Annotated in this window: 16 protein-coding genes; 1 reads left to right on the top strand and 15 read right to left on the bottom strand. The window is 65.8% G+C overall.

The window, feature by feature from the left end; translation table 11 throughout:
• Positions 1-5 precede the first annotated feature (5 nt).
• The 10 genes from VIF40_RS04965 to VIF40_RS05010 form a co-directional block, all read right to left on the bottom strand.
• Entirely contained in the window at positions 6-1805 is a 1800-nt protein-coding gene (locus VIF40_RS04965) for a hypothetical protein (protein ID WP_331936414.1), read from the bottom strand.
• Complete coding sequence (locus tag VIF40_RS04970) at positions 1802-2242, bottom strand: GtrA family protein (protein ID WP_331936415.1); 441 nt, start codon at positions 2240-2242, stop codon at positions 1802-1804. The genes VIF40_RS04965 and VIF40_RS04970 overlap by 4 nt, the downstream gene beginning before the upstream one ends.
• A complete protein-coding gene (locus VIF40_RS04975; protein ID WP_331936416.1) occupies positions 2243-3733 on the bottom strand; it encodes an NAD(P)/FAD-dependent oxidoreductase in 1491 nt (496 codons plus the stop codon).
• 124 nt (positions 3734-3857) lie between these two features.
• Positions 3858-4991 (bottom strand): GGDEF domain-containing protein, encoded by a 1134-nt coding sequence (locus VIF40_RS04980; protein ID WP_331936417.1) that lies wholly within the window; start codon positions 4989-4991, stop codon positions 3858-3860.
• 166 nt (positions 4992-5157) lie between these two features.
• Positions 5158-5898, bottom strand: a complete 741-nt coding sequence (locus tag VIF40_RS04985) for a nucleotidyltransferase family protein (RefSeq protein WP_331936418.1) — start codon at positions 5896-5898, stop codon at positions 5158-5160.
• The gene (tsaE, locus tag VIF40_RS04990) at positions 5891-7423 is read right to left on the bottom strand and encodes a tRNA (adenosine(37)-N6)-threonylcarbamoyltransferase complex ATPase subunit type 1 TsaE (protein ID WP_331936419.1); all 1533 of its coding nucleotides are present in this window, start codon (positions 7421-7423) and stop codon (positions 5891-5893) included. The genes VIF40_RS04985 and tsaE overlap by 8 nt, the downstream gene beginning before the upstream one ends.
• Positions 7420-9954, bottom strand: coding sequence for a PAS-domain containing protein (locus tag VIF40_RS04995; RefSeq protein ID WP_331936420.1), 2535 nt, complete (start codon positions 9952-9954; stop codon positions 7420-7422). The genes tsaE and VIF40_RS04995 overlap by 4 nt, the downstream gene beginning before the upstream one ends.
• A 242-nt stretch (positions 9955-10196) precedes the next feature.
• Positions 10197-11603, bottom strand: coding sequence for an adenosylhomocysteinase (gene ahcY / locus VIF40_RS05000; protein ID WP_331936421.1), 1407 nt, complete (start codon positions 11601-11603; stop codon positions 10197-10199).
• Between the two features lie 200 nt (positions 11604-11803).
• Positions 11804-12370 carry a hypothetical protein gene (locus VIF40_RS05005; protein ID WP_331936422.1) on the bottom strand — a complete coding sequence of 189 codons (567 nt, stop codon included), beginning with the start codon at positions 12368-12370 and terminating at the stop codon, positions 11804-11806.
• 188 nt (positions 12371-12558) lie between these two features.
• Complete coding sequence (locus tag VIF40_RS05010) at positions 12559-12993, bottom strand: four-helix bundle copper-binding protein (protein WP_331936423.1); 435 nt, start codon at positions 12991-12993, stop codon at positions 12559-12561.
• Positions 12994-13174: 181 nt separating this feature from the next.
• Here VIF40_RS05010 and VIF40_RS05015 point away from each other — a divergent pair, with 181 nt between their 5' ends.
• Complete coding sequence (locus tag VIF40_RS05015; RefSeq protein WP_331936424.1) at positions 13175-13891, top strand: MgtC/SapB family protein; 717 nt, start codon at positions 13175-13177, stop codon at positions 13889-13891.
• 61 nt (positions 13892-13952) lie between these two features.
• On the opposite strand, the gene VIF40_RS05020 is transcribed toward VIF40_RS05015, so the two are convergent.
• The 5 genes from VIF40_RS05020 to mnmE form a co-directional block, all read right to left on the bottom strand.
• Positions 13953-14831 (bottom strand): ParB/RepB/Spo0J family partition protein, encoded by an 879-nt coding sequence (locus VIF40_RS05020; RefSeq protein WP_331936425.1) that lies wholly within the window; start codon positions 14829-14831, stop codon positions 13953-13955.
• A gap of 67 nt (positions 14832-14898) precedes the next feature.
• Positions 14899-15720: a ParA family protein gene (locus VIF40_RS05025; protein WP_331936426.1), complete on the bottom strand. Its 822-nt coding sequence runs from the start codon at positions 15718-15720 to the stop codon at positions 14899-14901.
• 1 nt (position 15721) lies between these two features.
• A complete protein-coding gene (rsmG, locus tag VIF40_RS05030) occupies positions 15722-16384 on the bottom strand; it encodes a 16S rRNA (guanine(527)-N(7))-methyltransferase RsmG (RefSeq protein ID WP_331936427.1) in 663 nt (220 codons plus the stop codon).
• Complete coding sequence (gene mnmG, locus VIF40_RS05035) at positions 16381-18240, bottom strand: tRNA uridine-5-carboxymethylaminomethyl(34) synthesis enzyme MnmG (RefSeq protein WP_331936428.1); 1860 nt, start codon at positions 18238-18240, stop codon at positions 16381-16383. Before mnmG ends, rsmG begins: the two co-directional genes overlap by 4 nt.
• A 33-nt stretch (positions 18241-18273) precedes the next feature.
• The gene (mnmE, locus tag VIF40_RS05040; RefSeq protein ID WP_331936429.1) at positions 18274-19578 is read right to left on the bottom strand and encodes a tRNA uridine-5-carboxymethylaminomethyl(34) synthesis GTPase MnmE; all 1305 of its coding nucleotides are present in this window, start codon (positions 19576-19578) and stop codon (positions 18274-18276) included.
• Positions 19579-19759 lie beyond the last annotated feature (181 nt).

The raw sequence follows: 19759 nt of genomic DNA on the forward strand, positions 1-19759 counted from the left end.
GGATATTATGGCGCGGGACGCAGGGCGAAAACATGGAAAGGCGAGCGCTCGAGCGGGATTTTCTCGAGATAGGGGACGCTCTCGCCGCGCGCGAGCGTCGCCGCCAGCCCATGCGGGGCGCGCTCGACGAGGGCGTTGCCGGTCTCGCCGCCATCGCACCACAGCAGCAGCCCGGCGCCCGCCGCCCGCAGCAGGCGCTCGGCCTCGTCCGGCGCGGCGAGGAAAACGTCGACCGCGAGGCGATTGCCGCGATTGTCGCGATGATAGGGCGCGGCGAAGACGAAATGCGGCGTGAAAGCGAGAAGATGCGCGCCCATGTCGACCGGCGCGACGATGCGCGCCGGCGGCAACGCCGCGAGGGATGAGAAGGCGGCGGCCTCCAGGCAGGCGCGGCGCGTCTCCCGGGGCGCGTCGCCCTCCGATTGCAGCGCCAGCGCGAGGCCCATGGGCGAGACGCAAAGGCACAACAGGCCGACCGTGAGCCCGCGCAGCAGCGGCGTCACGCCGGCGAGCCGCGCCGAGATCGCCGCCGCCGCGCCGGCCAGCGCGATCATCGCGAGCGGCGTGACCGAGGTGAAGACGCGGATTTGCCAGAGCGCCGCGCAAAAGCCGATGAGGATCGCCGCCGCGAGCAGCGCCCAACGCCCGCGCGCGAGGCCTTGCGCCCGCCAGGCGAGGGCGACCGCCGCGACGAGGCCGAGCAGCACCGGCGCCGCGGTGGAGACCAGCAGCGCCGGATCGCCGAGAAAGGCCTTCAACGGCTTGGCCTCGGTGACATGGGCGAGCCAGAGATCGCGCAACAGCGGATCGAGCCCGACGAGCGGATCGCCGAGACATTGCGGCGCGCTGGCGAGCACGGCGCCGAGCGCCGCCGCGCCGACGAGGCAAAGGCCCACGCCCCGGCGCAGAGGCGTGGCGAGACGCGGCGCGACCGCCGCCAGCGCGGCGAGGCCGAGAGCCCCGACGATGAGCGCGCGAAGATGGACCGCCGAATAGGCGTCGCAGGCCGAGAGGCCGTATCGCGCCGGCGCGACGGTCGCGACGAATGTCAGCGGCGCGAAGACCAGCAGCCCGAGCGCGAAAGAGCGCAGGCGGCGAGACGCCGCCTCTCCCGCGCGGAAAAAGAGGATCGCGGGCGCCGCCAGCAGCACGACGAAGAAGGGAAGATTTTCGAGGCTGATCGCCAACGACAAGGCCAGAGGCGCGGCCGCCGCCGCGAGCGCCCACGGACGTTTGGCGTCGAGGCCGAGCGCGACGAGACCGAAGGTCGCCATCAGCAGCACGATCTGCGGCGCATGATGATCGATGCGGCCCGGCGAAAATTGCATGAACATGGGCGCCGAGAGAAAGACCAGCCACACGGCGAGCATGCGCGCCGAGCGATCGACGAGGACGCGCGCGACGAATGCCGCCAGCGCGAGCAGCAGCGCGAGACAGAGAAACGGAAACGCCAGCCGCGTCGCGCGCTCCGCCATATCCGGCGCGAGAAACAGCCCGAACAACAGATCGAGCGCGGCGAGCGGCGCATCGACGATTCGCGACCAATGCATGAAGAGGCCGTCCGGCGGATCGAGCCGCCGCGCCGTCATGTCGAGCCAGGATTGTCCGGCGATGAGATCGCGGACCTGCACGGCGCGCATGGCGTCGTCGGAATCATAGAATTCGCCGGCGCTCCATACGGCGCGCGCGCGGGGCAGCGTCAACAGCGCGGCGCCGGCGAGCGCCAGGATGATGGCCGCGACAAGCGGAGCGTCTTTGCGCGCCCGCGTGCGGACCTCCGCCGCCTCGCCGGCCGGCGCGCTCACGCGGCGGCCTTCTCGCGCGGCGTCGGCGCCGAAAACAAAAGCGCGCGACGCGCGGCGAAATTGAACAGGAAGACGACGCCCGCCGTCGGAATCTTGGCGAAGGCGGGATCGAAGCCGTGACGGCCGACGAAAAAATACATCAGCGCTTCGGTCAGCAGCAGTCCGGCGAGGCCGATTGCGCAGAAGACGGAGAATTCCGACGCCGGACGGACGCTGCGGCGATCACGAAACACGATCGCGATGCTGAGCGCATAGACGAGCGCGAGGCCGGCGGAAAAGCCGATCGCCGCCGCGACGAGATAGGGCAGGCCGAGCGTCTCGCGACAAAGCAGCAGCAGGCCATAGTCGAGCGCCAGCGCCGCGCCGCTCGCGAGCCCATAGGCGACGAGATCGCGCAGCAATCGCATGACCGCCGCGGTGCGGCTCGGCGCGGACACTCAGGCGACTCGCTTGGGAACGAGACGCTCGCTGGAAAGCGCCTGCTGCGCGCCTGAGACGCCGCTCTCCGAATATTCGGCGTCCTCGTTCACGCCCCAGACGTCATAGATCGCGCGGCCGGCGATGATGTTGAGCGCGGTCAACATGCCGGTCATCATCGCATGATCCTGGTTGTTGTATTTGTGCATGCCGTTGCGGCCGACGGGATGCAGGCCGGGAAAGCGCGTCGACAGCTCGAGACGGATCGCCTGCACATTGGCGGCGTAGGAATCGTCATAGACCGGATAGGCCTTGGCCTGACGCACGACGCAGGCGTCGCGCACATCCTCCGCCTTCATGAGGCCGATCTTCTCGATCTCCGCCGTCGCCAGCGCGACGAGATCGGCGTCGGCGGAATTCCACAAACCGTCGCCCTCGAAGCAGAAATATTCGAGGCCGAGGCAGATGGAGACGCCGTCCGCGATCATCTCCGGCGACCAGGATTTGAAATTCTGCACGCGGCCGACCTGCACCGACGGATCATGGATATAGACCCAATTGTCGGGGAATTCGTCGCGCGGCCGTCCGATCAGCACGACGGTGAGAAAATCGCGATAGGCGAGCGCGCGCGCGTTGAAGAGGCTCAAGGGCGTCGGCGTCAGCGCATTCATCACGTCGCGCAGCGGCGCGGAAGACAGCACATTGCGGGCGCGATAGGTCTCGGTCGCGCCGCCGGCGTCGCGCGCGGTGATCGTCCAGACGCCGCTCGCCTCGTCATAGGCGAGCGCCTCGACCCTGCGGCCCATAGCCAAGCGACCGCCGAGCGTCTGCATCTTGCGCGCGGCGGCCTCCCACATCATGCCGGGCCCACGACGCGGATAGCGGAAGGATTCGATCAGCGTCTTCGCCGTCTCGCCCGCGTTTCCGAGCTTCAAGGACCGGCGCAATCCGTCGACGATGGCGGCGCCGAGGCTCAGCCCCTTGATGCGCTGCGCCGCCCAATCGGCGGAAATGTCGTCGCAGCTCATGCCCCAGACCTTCTCGGTATAGGTCTTGAAGAAAATGCCGAAGAGCCGCTCGCCGAATTGATTGCGCACCCATTGATGGAAAGAGCGCGGCTCCTTCACCGGAAAAGCCTTGGCGAAGGCGAAGGACGCCATGCAGGCGGCGCTCTCGAGAAGGCCGAGATTTTTCAGCGCCTCGAAGGCCTTCAGCGGATAGGCGTAGAATTTGTCGCGATAATAGATGCGCGACAGACGCGGGCGCTCGATGAGATCGTGCGGGAGCAGCTCGTCCCACAGATCGACGATCTCTTTGGATTTCGAGAAGAAGCGATGCCCGCCGATGTCGAAGAGAAAGCCTTTGTAGCTCGCGGTGCGGCTGATGCCGCCGACGTAGGATTCGTCCTGCTCGAGGACGACGACCTCGCGTCCGTTCTTCGCCAGAACATAAGCGGCGGTCAGGCCAGCAGGCCCCGCGCCGATCACTATCGATTCGATGATCTCGCCCATGACGGCCCTGAAACAGCGTGGGATGCGCCGACCCGCCGCGTCATGCGGCAAAGCTCACGGCACGTAGGGGCACTATGGATGAGCTTTGGTTAACGCGCTGTTACGCGCGCGGCGCGGCCACGGTTCATGCGCGCGCGAAAATGACGCGGTTGCGTCCCTCGGCCTTGGCGCGATAGAGCGCGTCGTCGGCGATGCGCGTCATCGCCGCGAGATCCGGGACCTCGTCCTCGAGCACGGTGACTCCGACGCTGACCGTCGCCGCGCCATCGGCGAGATGCGCGGCGTCGCGGATGAAGGCGGAGCGAATGCGCTCCGCGATCGTCAATGCGCTCACCCGATCGGCCGGGGAGAGGATGGCGACGAACTCCTCGCCGCCGATGCGCGCCAGCATGTCGGTCGATCGAACATTGCGCGTCGCCGTCGCGCCGAAAGCGGCGAGCACGCGGTCGCCGACCGCATGGCCGAAGCGATCGTTGATATATTTGAAATTGTCGAGATCGAAGACGAGCACCGCGGTCGCCGGCGCCGGCGCCGAACGCTTCGCGCGCTCGACCGCCCGATCGAAGGCGCGACGATTGAGCAGGCCCGTCAGCGGATCGATCATCGCGGCGATCTCGCGCCGGCTGGCGAGGCGCTCCTTGGAGAGCATCGCCAGGAGAAAGCCGAGAATGGCGATGAAGCCCGAAAGCTCGAGGAAGCGATATTTCATATAGGGACTGACGATGAAGCTCACCTCGTCGACCGCGAGAAAGGGCGCGCCGATGACGAGCGCGGCGTCGAGCGCCGCCTGCAGCGCGATGATCCAGGCCGTCACCTGCGACGAGACGAGACGCTGGCCCTGGATGCGATTGTAGCGGAACAGCTCGGCGGCGGCGGCGGCTTCATAGATCGCCGAGACGGCGGAGACTTCCGCAATTCGATAGTGAAAATCGGCGCGCCACAGTCCGGCGGCCCAGATCGCCGCGCCGAGCCCGGCCAGCAGCGGGCGAGCCGGCTTGCCGACGAAAACGACGACCCCTGTCCACAGCAGTCCGCAGGACCAGAGTGTGAGCGCATTTCCGAAAATGACGGACAGCCATTCCGCCTCGTTGCGAAAGGCGTAGCAGAGCGCCGAGGCGCCGGCGGTCGCGAAGACGGCGGCCCACCACCATAATTCTTCGGCTTCCTCGTCGCCGCGCCAGATCGCGTAGAGGAAGACGCCCAGCAGCGAGAGCATGAAGGCGCCGAATAAAAACAAGGTCGGCGCCAATGCGATCATCGCGATTCACGATCCCATGCGTTGCAAAAAAGCGCGCAGAGCGTTCGGCGCCTCCGGCCGAAACGCTGCATCGAATATGCCATGCTCTGAAAGTCATAAACAGCAGCGCCGCCACCTCCCGGCCGCGCAAGACATCGTAGGGTAAAAAAATCCTGGAGCCTGCGCTCTATCCTTCGTCACCGAGCGCGCCGGGCCGGTTTTGCTCCGCCGCGACGGCTCGCTCGGCCTCTTCTATCGCCGCCATCGTGCCGACATGCAGCCATTTGCCGTCCAGCGCAACGCCGAAGAGCCGCTTTTGCTCCGCCGCCCGGAAAAAATACGGCGCGAGCGGAAACACCTCCTGCTCGACGCGCTCGAAGAGCTGCGGCTTCACGATGCCTATTCCGGCATAGACGTAATCGGCCGTCTCGCCGGCGGCGCGCTTCGTCAGCCCGCCGTCCGCGGCGCGATGGAAATCGCCGTCCCAATCGACCCCCACGCCGCCGAGGCGCGGGGCGAGCAGCAATGCGATATCCATGATCTCCGGGTCCCACAGCGCGGCGAGGCGGCGCAGATTATCGTCGCGCGCGCCGATCCAGAAGGCGTCCGTATTGCAGACGAAGAAGGGACGCCCGCCGAATTCGGCCAGGACCTTCTTGATCCCGCCGCCCTGATCGAGCAGCAGCGCGCGCTCGTCGGAGACGATGATGCGCGGATGCTCGCGGCCCGCGAGGCGCCGCTCGATCTGGTCGGCGAGATGATGGACATTGACGATCGCCGTGGCGACGCCGGCCGCCGCGAAAACATCGAGCGCGCGATCCAGCAGAGTGACGCCGCCGATGGCGACGAGCGGCTTGGGCGAGACATCGGTCAATGGCCGCATGCGCGAGCCGAGCCCGGCCGCGAAGACCATCGCCGCGTCAGGCATGGAAGAGCGCGGGAAGGTGGGCGACATACCAGGCCTCGAGATCGGCCAGCGCCGGATGGCGCAGGCCCTTGCGCAGATAGGTTTCGACCCGCGGAAGGTGGACGAGATAATGCGGCTTGTGGTCGCGCTGGTCGAGCCGCGCGAAAATGCCGAGAATCTTGGTCGCGCGCTGGGCGCCGAGAATGGCGTAGGCGCGCGCGAAAGCCGGCATGTCGAACAAAGGGTCGGCCTCGCGGCGCTTGCGCGCGTAATGGCCGAGCAGCCGCATCTCCAGCTCGTCCGGCACGTCGACGCGCGCATCCTGCGTCAGCGAGACGACGTCATAGGCCGGATGGCCGAGCACGGCGTCCTGAAAATCGATGACGCCGACGCGCGCGGCTCCCTCGCGGCCGGCGAGCCAGATCAGATTGGGCGAGTGGAAATCGCGCAAGGTCCAGGTGGGCGCCGACATCACGATCTCGATCAGCGCCTGGCGCCAGAGATTGACGAAGGTCGCCTTGGCCCCGGAGGAGATGCCGCCGCCGCCGACGCGGCTCGCATACCATTCCAGCAGCAGCTCGACCTCGATCAGCAGAGCGTCGAGATCATAGGGCGGGACATGATAGGGGCTCGCGCCTTCGACCGGGAGAACATCCGGCAGGCGGCGCGCGTGCAGCGGCGCTATGGCCGACAACGCCTCGAGATAGCGATCGGCGATCGGCGCGCCCCCCGCGACGACGCCGTCGCGGCCGAGATCCTCGAGCAGCACGAATCCGGCCGAAAGGTCATAGGCGTAGATCTGCGGCGCCGAGAGGCCCTGCGCGCGCAGCGCGTCGGCCATGGCGACGAAGGGCTTCACCGTCTCGGCGAGCCGGGCGATCGCGCTATAGGGCTTGCCGTAGCGGATCGGCGGGCCGTCCGGCCGCGCCGGCGAGATCATCAATATGGCCTGCGCGCCATCCGCCCGCCGCAGCACCTCATAGACGCGCGAGGAAGCGTCGCCCTGCAGATATTCCCGCGAGGCGTCGCACCAGCCGGCGCGCTCCAGAAATTCCCGCATGGAGCGGAAAGCCTTCAGCCGTCCCGCCGCCTTGCCATGGGCGATGACGCCGATGCGACGCGCGTCCGGCGTCTCCGGCGCGGCGAAGGCGAGCCGCACATCCATCCGCTCGCCGGCAAAGAGGCTCGGCGCTCGCTCGGGCCATTCGACGAGCACCAGCGCATCCTCGCTCGCCTCCTCGAAGCCCATGGCCTCGAGCTCCGCCTCGCCGCCGGCGATGCGGTAGAGATCGGCGTGCAGGATTCGGCAATAGGGCGTCTCGTAGAGCTGCATCAGCGTGAAGGTCGGGCTCGGCGCCTCCAGCGTCGGGTCCTGAGCCAGCGCGCGGATCAGCGCGCGCGCAAAGGCCGTCTTTCCCGCGCCGAGATCGCCGGAGAGGGTGACGAGCCGCACCGTGTCGCGAATGAGCGGCGCGAGGCGGGCGGCGAGCTCCGCCGTCTGCGCCTCGTCGGCGACGTCGATCAGCCATTCGGCCTCTTCGCTCATGAGGCCTGTCCTTTTTCACGCTGCGTGACATCCTGCTGGCCGGCGCCCTGGGACGCCGGGAAGATGCAGGTGACGGTGGTGCCCTCGCCGAGCGCGGAATCGATGAGCACGCGCCCTCCGTGCAGCTCGGTGAAGGCGCGAACGATGGAGAGGCCGAGCCCGACGCCCCGATGGCGCGAGCCGGAGGTGTGCGACTCGAAGCGGTCGAACACTTTGTCGAGGACGTCCGGGGCGATGCCCCGCCCGCGATCGGCGACCTTGAACACGATTTCCCCCTCCCGCCGCATCGCCGCGAGCGTAATCGTTTGTCCCGGCCGAGAAAAGCCGATCGCATTGGCGAGCAGGTTGAACAGGATCTGGCGGATGCGCTTGCCGTCGCCGCGGAAGCAGCCGACGTCGCCGGTGGCGACGATCTGGAGCTCTATGTCGTTCTCGGCGAGCCGATCCTGAACGCCCTCGGCCGCGGCGCGCATGGCGTCGGCGGCGTCGACCTCCTCGAGCTCGAGCTCCATGGCGTCGCTGTCGATCGTCGCGAGATCGAGAATATCGTTGATGATGGCCAGCAGCGCCGCCGACGATTTGCCGACATAGCCGAGATATTCGAGTTGCTTGGCGTTGAGCTCGCCGGTCGTCTTCTCGCCCAGCAGATGGATGAAGCCGATGATGTTGTTGAGCGGCGAGCGCAGCTCGTAAGACACATGGTGGACGAAATCATTGCGGATTTTCTCCGCCGCGATCAGCGCCTGATTGCGCTCGGTGAGCGCGCGCTCGACATTCACGCCGGCCGTGACGTCGACGAAGGTGAGCAGCGCCGCGCCTTCTGGCAAGGGCTGCGCAGTGCAGTCGAGCACGACTCCATCCGAGCGCTCGATGCGCCGCGTGAACCCCTGGCGCATGTCCTGCAGCCCGGTCACGAAGCTGCGCAATTCGGTCCAGGTCTCCTCGTTGAGATGCAGCGGCCGGCAGAGATTGGCGACGGCGTCGAAACGCGGCTTGTCATCGAGAATCTGCTTTTCCAGCGCCCATAGCGCGAGGAAGGCGGGATTGCAGAAGCGCAAGCGGCCGTCCGGGCCGAAGACGGCGACGCCCTCGCGCAGATTCTCGAGCGTCTCGTTCTGCATGCGGTCGAGCGCATGAAACCGCGATTCGAGGAAATAGCGCTCGCTCACATCGTCGTAGAGATAGGTGACGCCGCCCTGCGGATTGGCGTTCACCACGACGCGCAGCGTGCGTCCATTGGGCATGTGCCAAACATGCACGTGATGCTCTTCGGACGCCTGATAGGCCTCCAGCAGGCGCGCCTTCCAGGCCTTGTAATCGGCTTCGACGGGAAGGCGCTGCTCGGCGCGCAGGCGATCGAGGATCTCGCTGTCGCTCGGCCCCTGGTCGAGATAGGCCCGGTCGAGCGGCCAGAGACTCTCATAGGCCGCATTGCGATAGACGAGGCGCTTGGCGCGATCGAAAATAGCGACGGCGATCGGCAATTGATCCAGCGTGCGCGAATGCGCCTGCATCTGCTGCTCGAGATCGGCGCGCGTCGTGTCGATCTCATGGCGATCGATGGCGAGCGCGGCGGCCGCGCCATGACAAGGCGCTTCGACGATATCGAGACGATGCCGCTCTCCGGCGACGACGGCGGTCACCCGCGCGCGCCAGACTTCGTCGTGGCCGCGCGCCGCCTGCGCCTGCGTGCGCGCGTCATTGTCCAGCAGCTCGATCTGTCGGCGCAGGGCGTCGGCCGAATTTTCCGCCTCCACCGCCTGCGCGAAGGCGGAGTTCACGAATGTGATTCGGCCCTCGGCGTCGCGCATCCAGACCGGCGTCGGCAGAGCCTCGAGCAGAGCCCGCAGCCCTTCCACATCGGCCATGCTGCGGCTGTGCCGCTCGCGTAGCGACAGCAGCTCGAGCCGCTCGCCGGAGACCTCGCGGATGCGCAGCACGGCGCGGCCGGCGACGGCGCGGCCCTCGGCGTCGAAGCGCCGGCCCTGCAGGCTCGCCAGCGAGAGATGAAAGCCCTCGCCATTCTGGCGCAGTCGATCGATGCGCTCCTGCAGCGCGCCCGCCTCTTCCGGGCCGAGCCAGGAGCCGAAGGCGAGCACCCGGCGCGCGAAAGCCGGATCATTGAGGCCGTTCTCTATGTCGGGCTCGCCGGCGGCATTGTCCCAGGAGACGAACAGCTGCGGCTCGCTCGACAGAAAAATCTCGGCGCGATCGAGCCGCTTTCGCGTCTCTTCCAGCTCGGCGGCGAGACGCGCCTCGCGCCGGCTCCACGCCTTGCGCTCGCCGAGATGGGTGAAGGCGACGACGACGGCGAACAGCGCGAGCCCGCCGGTCAGAGCGAGATTGACGAATTCCGCATTATTGGTGGTGGCGAGAAGATTGGCGAGCGCCTCCGCCCGCGCCGGCCCGCCGAGCGGCAACAAGCCGGCCGTCGCCAATCCGCGCGTGACGCCGCGGACGAGCGTCGAGGACGCTCCCCGACGTCGTGCGGGCGGCAACGCTTTCGGCCCGAAGGCCGTATCGTGACACATGCGAACCGGTCTCCACGTTCGATTTGCAAAGGCTCATCGCAAACAAACGCCGCAAGCCGTCCGCGCGCCACCGAGGCGCCGTCTCTCGAATCGCTTCTAATCTAAAGCGCGCCGTCGAAAAGTGAAACGCGGATCGTGACCGCGAAATTGGCGCATAAGGGTTTCGCCGAACTGGCGTCGCGCAAAAAAAAGACGGCGGAGCGATTCTTTTCTCGCTCCGCCGCCGTCTCGTCGCCGAAAAATCAGTAGCGGTAGTGATCCGGCTTGAACGGGCCGGCCTGCGGCAGGTTCAGATAGGCGGCCTGCTGCTCGGTCATCTTCGTGAGCTTCACGCCGATCTTGTCGAGATGCAGCGCCGCGACCTTTTCGTCGAGATGCTTGGGGAGCGTGTAGACGCCGACCGGATACTGGGCCTGCTTGGTCCACAGCTCGATCTGCGCCAGCGTCTGATTGGTGAAGGAGGCCGACATCACGAAGGACGGATGGCCGGTCGCGCAGCCGAGATTCACCAGGCGGCCTTCGGCGAGCAGAATGATGCGCTTGCCGTCGGCGAACTCGACCTCGTCGACCTGCGGCTTCACATTGTGCCATTTGAGATTGCGCAGGCCGGCGACATGGATCTCGCTGTCGAAATGGCCGATGTTGCAGACGATGGCGCGATCCTTCATGGCGCGCATGTGCTCGGTCGTGATGACGTCGACATTGCCGGTCGCCGTGCAGAAGATGTCGGCGCGCGACGCCGCATCCTCCATCGTCGTGACCTCATAGCCTTCCATCGCCGCCTGCAGGGCGCAGATCGGATCGATCTCCGTGACCAGCACGCGGCAGCCGGCGTTGCGCAGCGAAGCGGCCGAGCCCTTGCCCACATCGCCATAGCCGGCGATGCAGGCGACCTTGCCGGCCATCATCACGTCGGTGGCGCGGCGAATGCCGTCGACAAGCGATTCGCGGCAGCCGTAGAGATTGTCGAACTTCGACTTGGTGACCGAATCATTGACGTTGATCGCCGGCCACAGGAGCTTGCCCTCCTTGTGCATCACATAGAGACGATGCACGCCGGTGGTGGTCTCCTCGGTCACGCCCTTGATGGCCTCGGCGTTGCGCTTGTAGAAGCCCGGATTGGCCTTGAGGCGCTTCTTGATCGCGGCGAAGAGGACTTCCTCCTCCTCATTGGTCGCCTTGTCGAGGAAGGCGGTGTCGCCATTCTCGGCGCGCAGGCCGAGATGGATGAGCAGCGTCGCGTCGCCGCCGTCGTCGAGGATCATGTTCGGCGTGCCGCCGTCGCTCCACTCGAAGATGCGATGGGTGTAGTCCCAATAATCCTCGAGGGTCTCGCCCTTGATGGCGAAGACCGGCGTGCCGGCGGCGGCGATGGCCGCAGCGGCATGGTCCTGCGTCGAATAAATGTTGCACGACGCCCAGCGGACATCCGCGCCGAGCGCCTTCAGCGTCTCGATCAGCACGGCCGTCTGAATGGTCATATGCAGCGAGCCGGCGACGCGCGCGCCTTTGAGCGGCTGGGACGGGCCGTATTCGGCGCGGGTCGCCATCAGACCGGGCATTTCGGTCTCGGCGATATTGAGCTCCTTGCGGCCCCAATCGGCGAGGCCGATGTCGGCGACGACATAATCGTTGAAATGGGTGGTCATGACGCTCCCTTCAGGCGTTGTCTCGCCTTGGCTGAGGCGAGCGCGACGGGCCTGGCCGCCTATAGCAAGGCGGCGGAGCAGATGCAATAAAGATATAAACAAGTCTTTATGTCAGCGTCGGCGGCGCATGTCGCGCAGCGCGAGCCGGGCAGCTTTCACGCCCGGCAGCGCTTCAGGGCGGATGCTCATGCGAGCGGCTCTCATGCGAGCGGCTCTCCTACCGGCTTATGGTCGCGCAGGAAGATGAAAGCCCCGAGCGCGGCGATCACGGCGACGATCAGCATGATCAGCAAGGTGGATTCCTCGAGCCAGGCAATGGCCGGAACGGCGAGGCCGAGCAGCACGCCGACAAGCGACACGCGCCAGGCCTCGGCATGCACGCCCGCGGTGAAGGAGCCCAGCGCCAGCACGGTGAGCACGGTGAGCGCGCTGCTGTCGGAATTCATCATCTGCTTCACGTCGCCGATGAAGATGAGGCACATGGCGGCGAGAACCGCGCCCCAATGGAGCGTCTGCGTGCGCACGAGGCGCCATTTCTCCTCGGCGGTCTCCGCCTCCGGCCAACCGGCGGCGATGCTGATCAGCCCGAAGATCGGGGCCAGCACGATCCAATAGGTGGTCATGCCCTGGCGCGTCACGCTGGTGTAGGCGACGCCGAACAGCGCCAGCAGCAGCATGATGAAATACGGCCATTGCCGCAGAAAAAAGGACGCCACGCCGCGAGGATGCGCCTCGGGCGAGAGGATTTCGGGCGCTCGCTCGGTCACTTTGCAGGCTCCGTTTCGATCATGTCGCTCGCGACAGGCGGGAGGATGGCCGGCGGCTCCTCGAGAATATCCCGAGGCCTCATAAATCCGCGCCGTCGGCCGCCGCGGCGCGCAAAGCTCAATATAATCGTCCGATCGTCCAAAACGAGACGCGCGGTAGCGCGTCTCGCAAATTGTCAGGCCTTCCTTTAGGCCGCGACCTTCTGGCACTCGTCGGCGCAGGCTTTGCACGCATCCCCGCAAGCCTTGCATTCCGCGATATTCGGGAATTTGTCGCATTCTTTCTTGCAGGCGAGGCAGGCCTCGTTCACCGCCTTGGCGAAGGCGGGCGTGAGGCTCGAATTCGTGCCCGCGAGCGACGCCAGAGCCTTGCAGGCCGCGACGACGTCGAAGGTCGACTTGGTGCAAGCGCCCATGCTGGCGTCGTTCGCCGCGAGCATCTCGAAGCAATGACGCAGGCAATCCTCGCCCGCGGCGACGCAATGAGTGCTGGATTCGAACAGAGCCTTATATTTGCCGCCGCCGTGATGATGAGCGTGCGGGTCTTCTGCCGCCAAAGTCCCCGTGGCGGCGGTGGCGGCGGCCAATGCGCCGATAGCTGTTACAAATTGCCGACGTTCCATGAATCTCCCCCTGAGTTTAGGAACAACAACATTTTCAAATTTAAGCTTTTGCGAGCAAGATTCAATCGCGATCGAATTCTCGAGTAAAAATCGTCGCGAAGTTTTGCGACTGTGACCCTAGGGTGACAATGATTCGTCGGGTTGCGCGAGATCGCGGCGGACAAAGATACGGAAGCGAATAATGGCGGCCATAGCGAGCTTCAACGCGCCAGAATTTCTCAATTCTTTGATATCTCTATTCGTTGCGCTGCTTCTCGGCACGCTGATCGGGGCCGAGCGGCAATATCGCCAGCGCACGGCGGGATTGCGCACCAATGCGCTGGTGGCGCTGGGCGCGGCGGCGTTCGTCGATCTCGGCATGCGGCTCAACGGCAATATCGGCGCGACGCAAGTGCTCGCCTATATCGCCTCGGGCGTCGGCTTTCTCGGCGCCGGCGTCATCATAAAGGACGGCGCCAATATTACCGGCGTCAACACCGCCGCGACCATCTGGTGCTCGGCGGTCACCGGCGCATTCGCCGGCGCCGATCACGCCGCCGAGGCGGTGCTGATGGCGATCTTCACGCTCGCCGGCAATATGCTGCTGCGCCCGCTGGTCCACCTCATCGAACGCGCGCCGATCGACGAGCGCTCGACGGAAGCGGTCTACCGCCTGCATGTCACCGTCTCGCAGACGCGGCGCGACGCCTTGCGCGATCTCATGGTCGAGAAGCTCGAAGCGGCCGCTTATCCGGTGCGCGAGATCGAGGAATTGGAGCGCGGCGAAGGCGAGGTGGAGCTCGTCGCAATTTTAACCTCGACCAGCGTCGACCCCAAAGAGCTGGACTCCGTCGCCGCCGATCTCGAGAAAATCGCAGGCGTCGAGCACGCGAGCTGGACCGCGCAGACGAGCGAGTGACAGGCGGGCGACTGGCCGGCGAGTGACAGGCCGGCGGGCGACAGGATTTCGACCGCTCGCCTCACCCCGTCAGTCTTCGGCACAATCCGTCGAGCTGCTCCAGCGTCGCATAGCGGATGCGCAATTCGCCGCTCTCCTCGCGATGATGAATCGACACGTAAAGGCCGAGCGCGTCGGTCAGCAGCTTTTCCATCGCCACAGTATCGGCGTCCTTATCGACGCGCGGCTTGCGTGACTTCGTCTCCAGCTTGCCGCCGGGCGCCTCTTCCTGTCCCAGCCGCTCGACATCGCGCACGGTCAGGCCCTGCTCCACGACTCGCCGCGCCACAGCATCTGGATCGTCGACCGCGAGCAGCGCGCGCGCATGGCCTGCCGAGATCGCGCCTTCCGTCACCAGCCGTCGGCTGGCCTCGGGCAGATTGAGGAGCCGCAGCGTGTTGGCGACATGCGAGCGGCTCTTGCCGATGATCTTGGCGAGATCAGTCTGCGAATAGCCGAATTCCTTGCCCAGCCGCTCATATCCGCGCGCCTCCTCGATCGCATTGAGATCGGCGCGCTGGACGTTTTCGATGATGGCGAGCTCGAGTGCCTCGCGATCGTCTGCCTCATGCACGACGATCGGAACATCGGCGAGATTGGCGAGCTGCGCCGCGCGCCAGCGGCGCTCGCCGGCGATGATCTCATAGGCGTCGGCGACGCCCGGAACCGTGCGCACGATGATCGGCTGGATAATGCCTTTCTCGCGAATGGAAGCGGCGAGATCGGCAAGATCCTCCTCATTGAAGGCCACGCGCGGATTGCGCGGATTGGGCCGCAGAAACTCGATCGGAGCCCGGCGCTGTCCGCGCGCGCGATCGACCGCCGCGGCCTCCTCGCCCGCATCCCCGATCAGAGCCGCGAGCCCCCGCCCCAATCTTCTGCGCGTCGCTTCTTCGGCCATTGCGAGAAAGGTCCTTCAATCCGTGAAGCGGAAATCGCCCGGAGCGGGCGGCCTATCGATCCTTGCGTCAGGCGGCCGTCCGCAGCTGCTTCTCGCGCTGGATGACTTCCGTCGCGAGCTTCAGATAGGCCTGGCTGCCGCTGCATTTGAGATCATAGAGCAGCACGGGCTTGCCATGCGACGGCGCTTCCGACACGCGGACATTGCGCGGGATCACCGTCTCATAGACCTTGTCGCCCATGAAGCGCCGCACATCGGCGACGACCTGGGTCGCCAGATTATTGCGCGGATCGAACATCGTCAGCACAATGCCATGAATCGAGAGCCGCGGATTGAGCGAGCGCTTCACCTGATCCACGGTCGACAGCAGCTGCGACAGGCCCTCGAGCGCGAAGAATTCGCATTGCAACGGCACCACCACCGCATCCGCGCAGGCGAGCGCGTTGATGGTCAAAAGATTGAGCGAGGGCGGGCAGTCGATCAGAATATAGCTGAAGGTCAGGGCGTGGTCGCGGCGCTCCGCGGCGAAGAGCTCGGCGACGGCGCGCTTCAAGCGAAACGCGCGCTCCTTGTCGCTGGCGATCTCGAGCTCGACGCCGAGCAAATCCAGCGTCGAAGGCGCGATCGACAGCCGCGGCACGGCGGTGGCGACAATCGCCTCGGCGAGGCTGCTCTCGGCGAGCAGCACGTCATAGGTCGAAATTCGGCGAGACTTGCGATCGACGCCGAGCCCGGTCGAGGCGTTGCCCTGCGGGTCGAGATCGATGACGAGCACCGACTCGCCGACGGCGGCGAGCGCCGTGCCGAGATTGATGGCGGTCGTCGTCTTGCCGACGCCGCCCTTTTGATTTGCGAGCACGAGAATGCGGGGATGTGGAACGTCGGTCACGTCAAGCTCCAAAATCCCGCGCAAGGGCGATAATGCGGCCGGACGAATGGGTTCGGCTCTGCAAAGTCCAGATCTGGAAACTATCCGCGGCGCTCGAGCCGGTCAATTCGATCGCCCAGTCTTCGCCTTTTAAAAACACGCCTTTGGCGTTTTTCAACAGAAGTTCGCGTGACCATTCGATCAATTGCGGCATTGGCGCGAGCGCGCGGGCGGTGACGCCGTCCACGGCGTCGACGATGAGCGGCAGCTCACTTTCGATTCGGCCGACATGAATTTCCGCCGCGGCGCCTGTTTCACGTGAAACAGCGCGCAGAAAGGCGGCCTTGCGCTGATCGCTCTCGATCAAATGAACCTTGCCGCCGGCGCGATCTTTCAGGCAGATCGCCAGAACCATGCCGGGAAAGCCGGCGCCGGAGCCGAGATCGACCCAGCTTTCCAGGCCCGGGAAAAACTCCCGAATCTGCGCCGAATCGGCGAAGTGCCGCGTCCATAATTCATCCAGCGTGCTGTCCGCGACGAGGTTGATGGACTTCTGCCATTTGCGCAGCAGGGATTCGTAGATCTCGAGCTCGCGCACATAGGGCTGCAACGATGGCGCGAGCTTCAAAGCATTGTCGCGATCGCTGGCGCGATCCTTCGCCTTGCCGACCATTTTTTCGCTCACCCGCGCCTTGCCCGCGCGGCCAGAAGCGTGAGCGCCGCCGGGGTCACGCCTTCGATCCGTTGCGCCTGCCCGAGCGTGCGGGGCCGAAGGACCGATAGCTTGGCACATAGCTCCGCGGAGAGCCCTCCGATCCCGGCATAGTCGAGCGTCGACGGCAAAGCGAGCTGCTCATCCCGCCGATAGGATTCGATATCGGCGCTCTGCCGGTCGAGATAGACGGCGTAGCGCGCATCGGTCTCGACGCGCGCCGCCGTCTGTGAATCGATCGCGAGAAGCTCCGGCCAGATCGACGCGAGCCGCGCCAGATCGATCTCCGGAAAAGACAGCAAGGCATAGGCGCTGCGCCGCTGCCCATCCTGATTGATCGGCAGACCGACCTTGGCCGCCGCCGCGGAGGTCAAGGACAATTGCTCGAGCAGCGCGCGCGCGCGGCCGAGCCGATCCATGCGCTCGCGATGAACGCCCGCGCGCTCGCCGCCGACGCAGCCGATCTCGAGCCCTTTGCCGGTCAATCTCTCATCGGCATTGTCCGAACGCAGCGACAGTCGATATTCGGCGCGCGAGGTGAACATGCGATAGGGCTCGCTGACGCCCCGGGTCACGAGATCGTCGATCATCACGCCGAGATAGGCCTCGGCGCGGTCGAGCACGATTGCGCCCTTGCCCGCCGCGCGCGCGGCTGCGTTGAGCCCGGCGACCAGACCTTGCGCGGCCGCCTCCTCATAGCCGGTCGTTCCGTTGATCTGACCGGCGAAGAAAAGCCCTTGGATGCGCTTGGTCTCCAGCGTCGCGTCGAGCTCGCGCGGATCGACGAAATCATATTCGATTGCATAGCCGGGCCGCAGAATCCGCACCGCTTCCAGCCCCTCGATCTGCTGGATGAAAGCGTGCTGAACCGCCTCCGGCAACGACGTCGAGACGCCATTGGGATAGACGGTGTCATCGTCGAGCCCTTCCGGCTCGAGAAAAATCTGATGAGCGTCACGATCGCCGAAACGTGTGACCTTATCCTCTATCGACGGACAATAGCGCGGGCCGGGCCCGGAGATCGCGCCGCTGCGCATCGGCGAATGCTGGAGATTGTCGAGGATGACGCGATGCGCCGCCGCATTGGTTCGTGTGATGTGGCAGGCGATCTGCGGATTGGTGATCGCCTTGGTGAGATAGGAGAAGGGCTCCGGCGTCTCGTCGCCCTTCTGCTCCTCGAGCCGAGTCCAGTCGATCGTGCGTCCATCGAGGCGCGGCGGCGTGCCGGTCTTCAGGCGCCGCGTCGCAAAGCCGATGCGTCGCAAATCATCCGCCAGTCCAATCGACGGGCGCTCGCCCATGCGCCCTGCGGAAAATTGCGTCGCGCCGATATGAATCACGCCGTTCAAAAAGGTGCCGGTGGTCACCACCACCGCGCCCGCGACGAGCCGGTCTTTGCCGAGATCGCCGCCCAAATCGACGCCGATAACGCGGTCGTGCTCGACCGCCAATCCTTCGGCCGAGCCCTCTATGATCTCGAGACCGGGGGTCGCGGCGATCGCCGCCTGCATCGCCTCGCGATAGAGCTTGCGGTCGGCCTGAGCGCGGGGGCCGCGAACCGCGGGACCCTTGGAACGATTGAGCAGACGAAATTGAATTCCAGCGGCGTCGGCGACGCGGCCCATGAGACCGTCGAGCGCGTCGATCTCGCGGACGAGCTGGCCTTTGCCCAGCCCGCCGATCGCCGGATTGCAGGACATGGCGCCGATCGTCGCACGATCATGGGTGAGCAAAGCCGTGCGCGCGCCACGCCGCGCAGCCGCGGCCGCGGCCTCGCAGCCAGCATGGCCGCCGCCGATCACGATCACGTCATAGGCCGGTCGGCTCACCTCTTCATCCTCGATCGTGTTTCACGTGAAACTTTATTTGCCGATGCAAAATTGCGAGAAAATCGCATCCAGCACATCCTCGACATCGACGGCGCCGACAATCCGGCCGAGCGCCCGGCCGGCGACACGAAGATCGTCTGCGACGAATTCGAGCGGCTTGCCGGAATCGAGACTCGTCTCGATCGCGTCTTTCGTCTCCTGAATGAGCCGCCGATGCCGTTCGCGGGTGAGAAGCGCCGTCGAGCCATCGCCCAGACGTCGCTTGGCGCGATCCGTCATTTCCTCCAGAAGTCGATCTATTCCAAACCCTGTTCGAGCGGAAATTGCAAGTTCATCTGCTGTGCAACGGCGCAAATCGGCCTTGGTGGCGACGCGAATCGAATCCACCCCGGCGATCGCCTCCGATTGCGGCGCATCCCCGCCCCCATCCGATAGCCAGAGCAGCAGATCGGCCTCGCAGATCCGCGCCCGCGTGCGCGCGATTCCGATGCGCTCGATCTCATCGGTCGCCTCCCGTAGCCCCGCCGTGTCGACCAGAGTGACCGGCATTCCGCCGAGATCGAGATGGACCTCGATCATGTCTCGCGTCGTTCCGGGCGCTGGCGAGACGATTGCGGCCTCGCGGCGAGCCAGCGTGTTGAGCAGCGTCGATTTGCCCGAATTCGGCGGCCCGAGCAGAAGCACGACAAAACCATCGCGGAGCCGCTCGCTCCGCTCGCCGGTCGCCAGCACATCCGCCATTTCCGAGATTAGCGACGCCAGCAATGGTCGAAGCGCTGTCGCCGTCTCGAAGACATCGCCCTCATCGGAAAAATCCAGCTCCGCCTCGACCAGAGCCAGAGCGCGGATCAGCCCGCCGCGCCAGCTCTCGACTCGCTCGCGCAGCGCCCCGCCCAGCGCCCGGATCGCCTGACGGCGCTGAAACTCCGTTTCCGCCTCGATCAGATCGGCGAGGCCTTCGACCTGCGATAGATCCATCTTGCCATTGGCGAGGCTTCGTCGCGCAAATTCCCCCGGCTGCGCTTCCCTCAGCCCGGGAAAATCGCTCAGAACCCGCAGCAGCGCGCGCGTCACCGCACGCCCGCCGTGAATTTGAAGCTCGGCGTAATCCTCGCCGGTCGGCGAATTGGGCTGCGGAAAGTAAAGGACGAGGCCGCGATCGATGGTCTCGCCGTTTCGCGGATCGGCGAGACGCGCATATTGCGCAAATCTCGGCTGCGGAAGCCGCCCGGCGAGCCGCTCCACCACCGCGCCGACCAACGGACCGGACAGCCGAATCACCGCGATCGCCGCGCGCCCGGCACCTGTAGCCGAGGCAAAGATCGTTTCACTCGACATCGCCAGTCATCCGCGAGAAGACCGCACCGCTCTACTCGAATTTCCTCGCGGGAGAAAGAACCGAGCGCGCCTTCCCCTTCGGCGCAGGCGCCATGCGAAAGCAAAGCCGCGGCTTTTAAGCGGAAAACACAAGCTCAGCGAGCTCGCGCGACGCCCACTGGAGCTCGCCCTCGCGCTTCGA

Origin of the sequence: Methylosinus sp. (genome assembly GCF_036560965.1) — a bacterium.
Taxonomy (GTDB): domain Bacteria; phylum Pseudomonadota; class Alphaproteobacteria; order Rhizobiales; family Beijerinckiaceae; genus Methylosinus.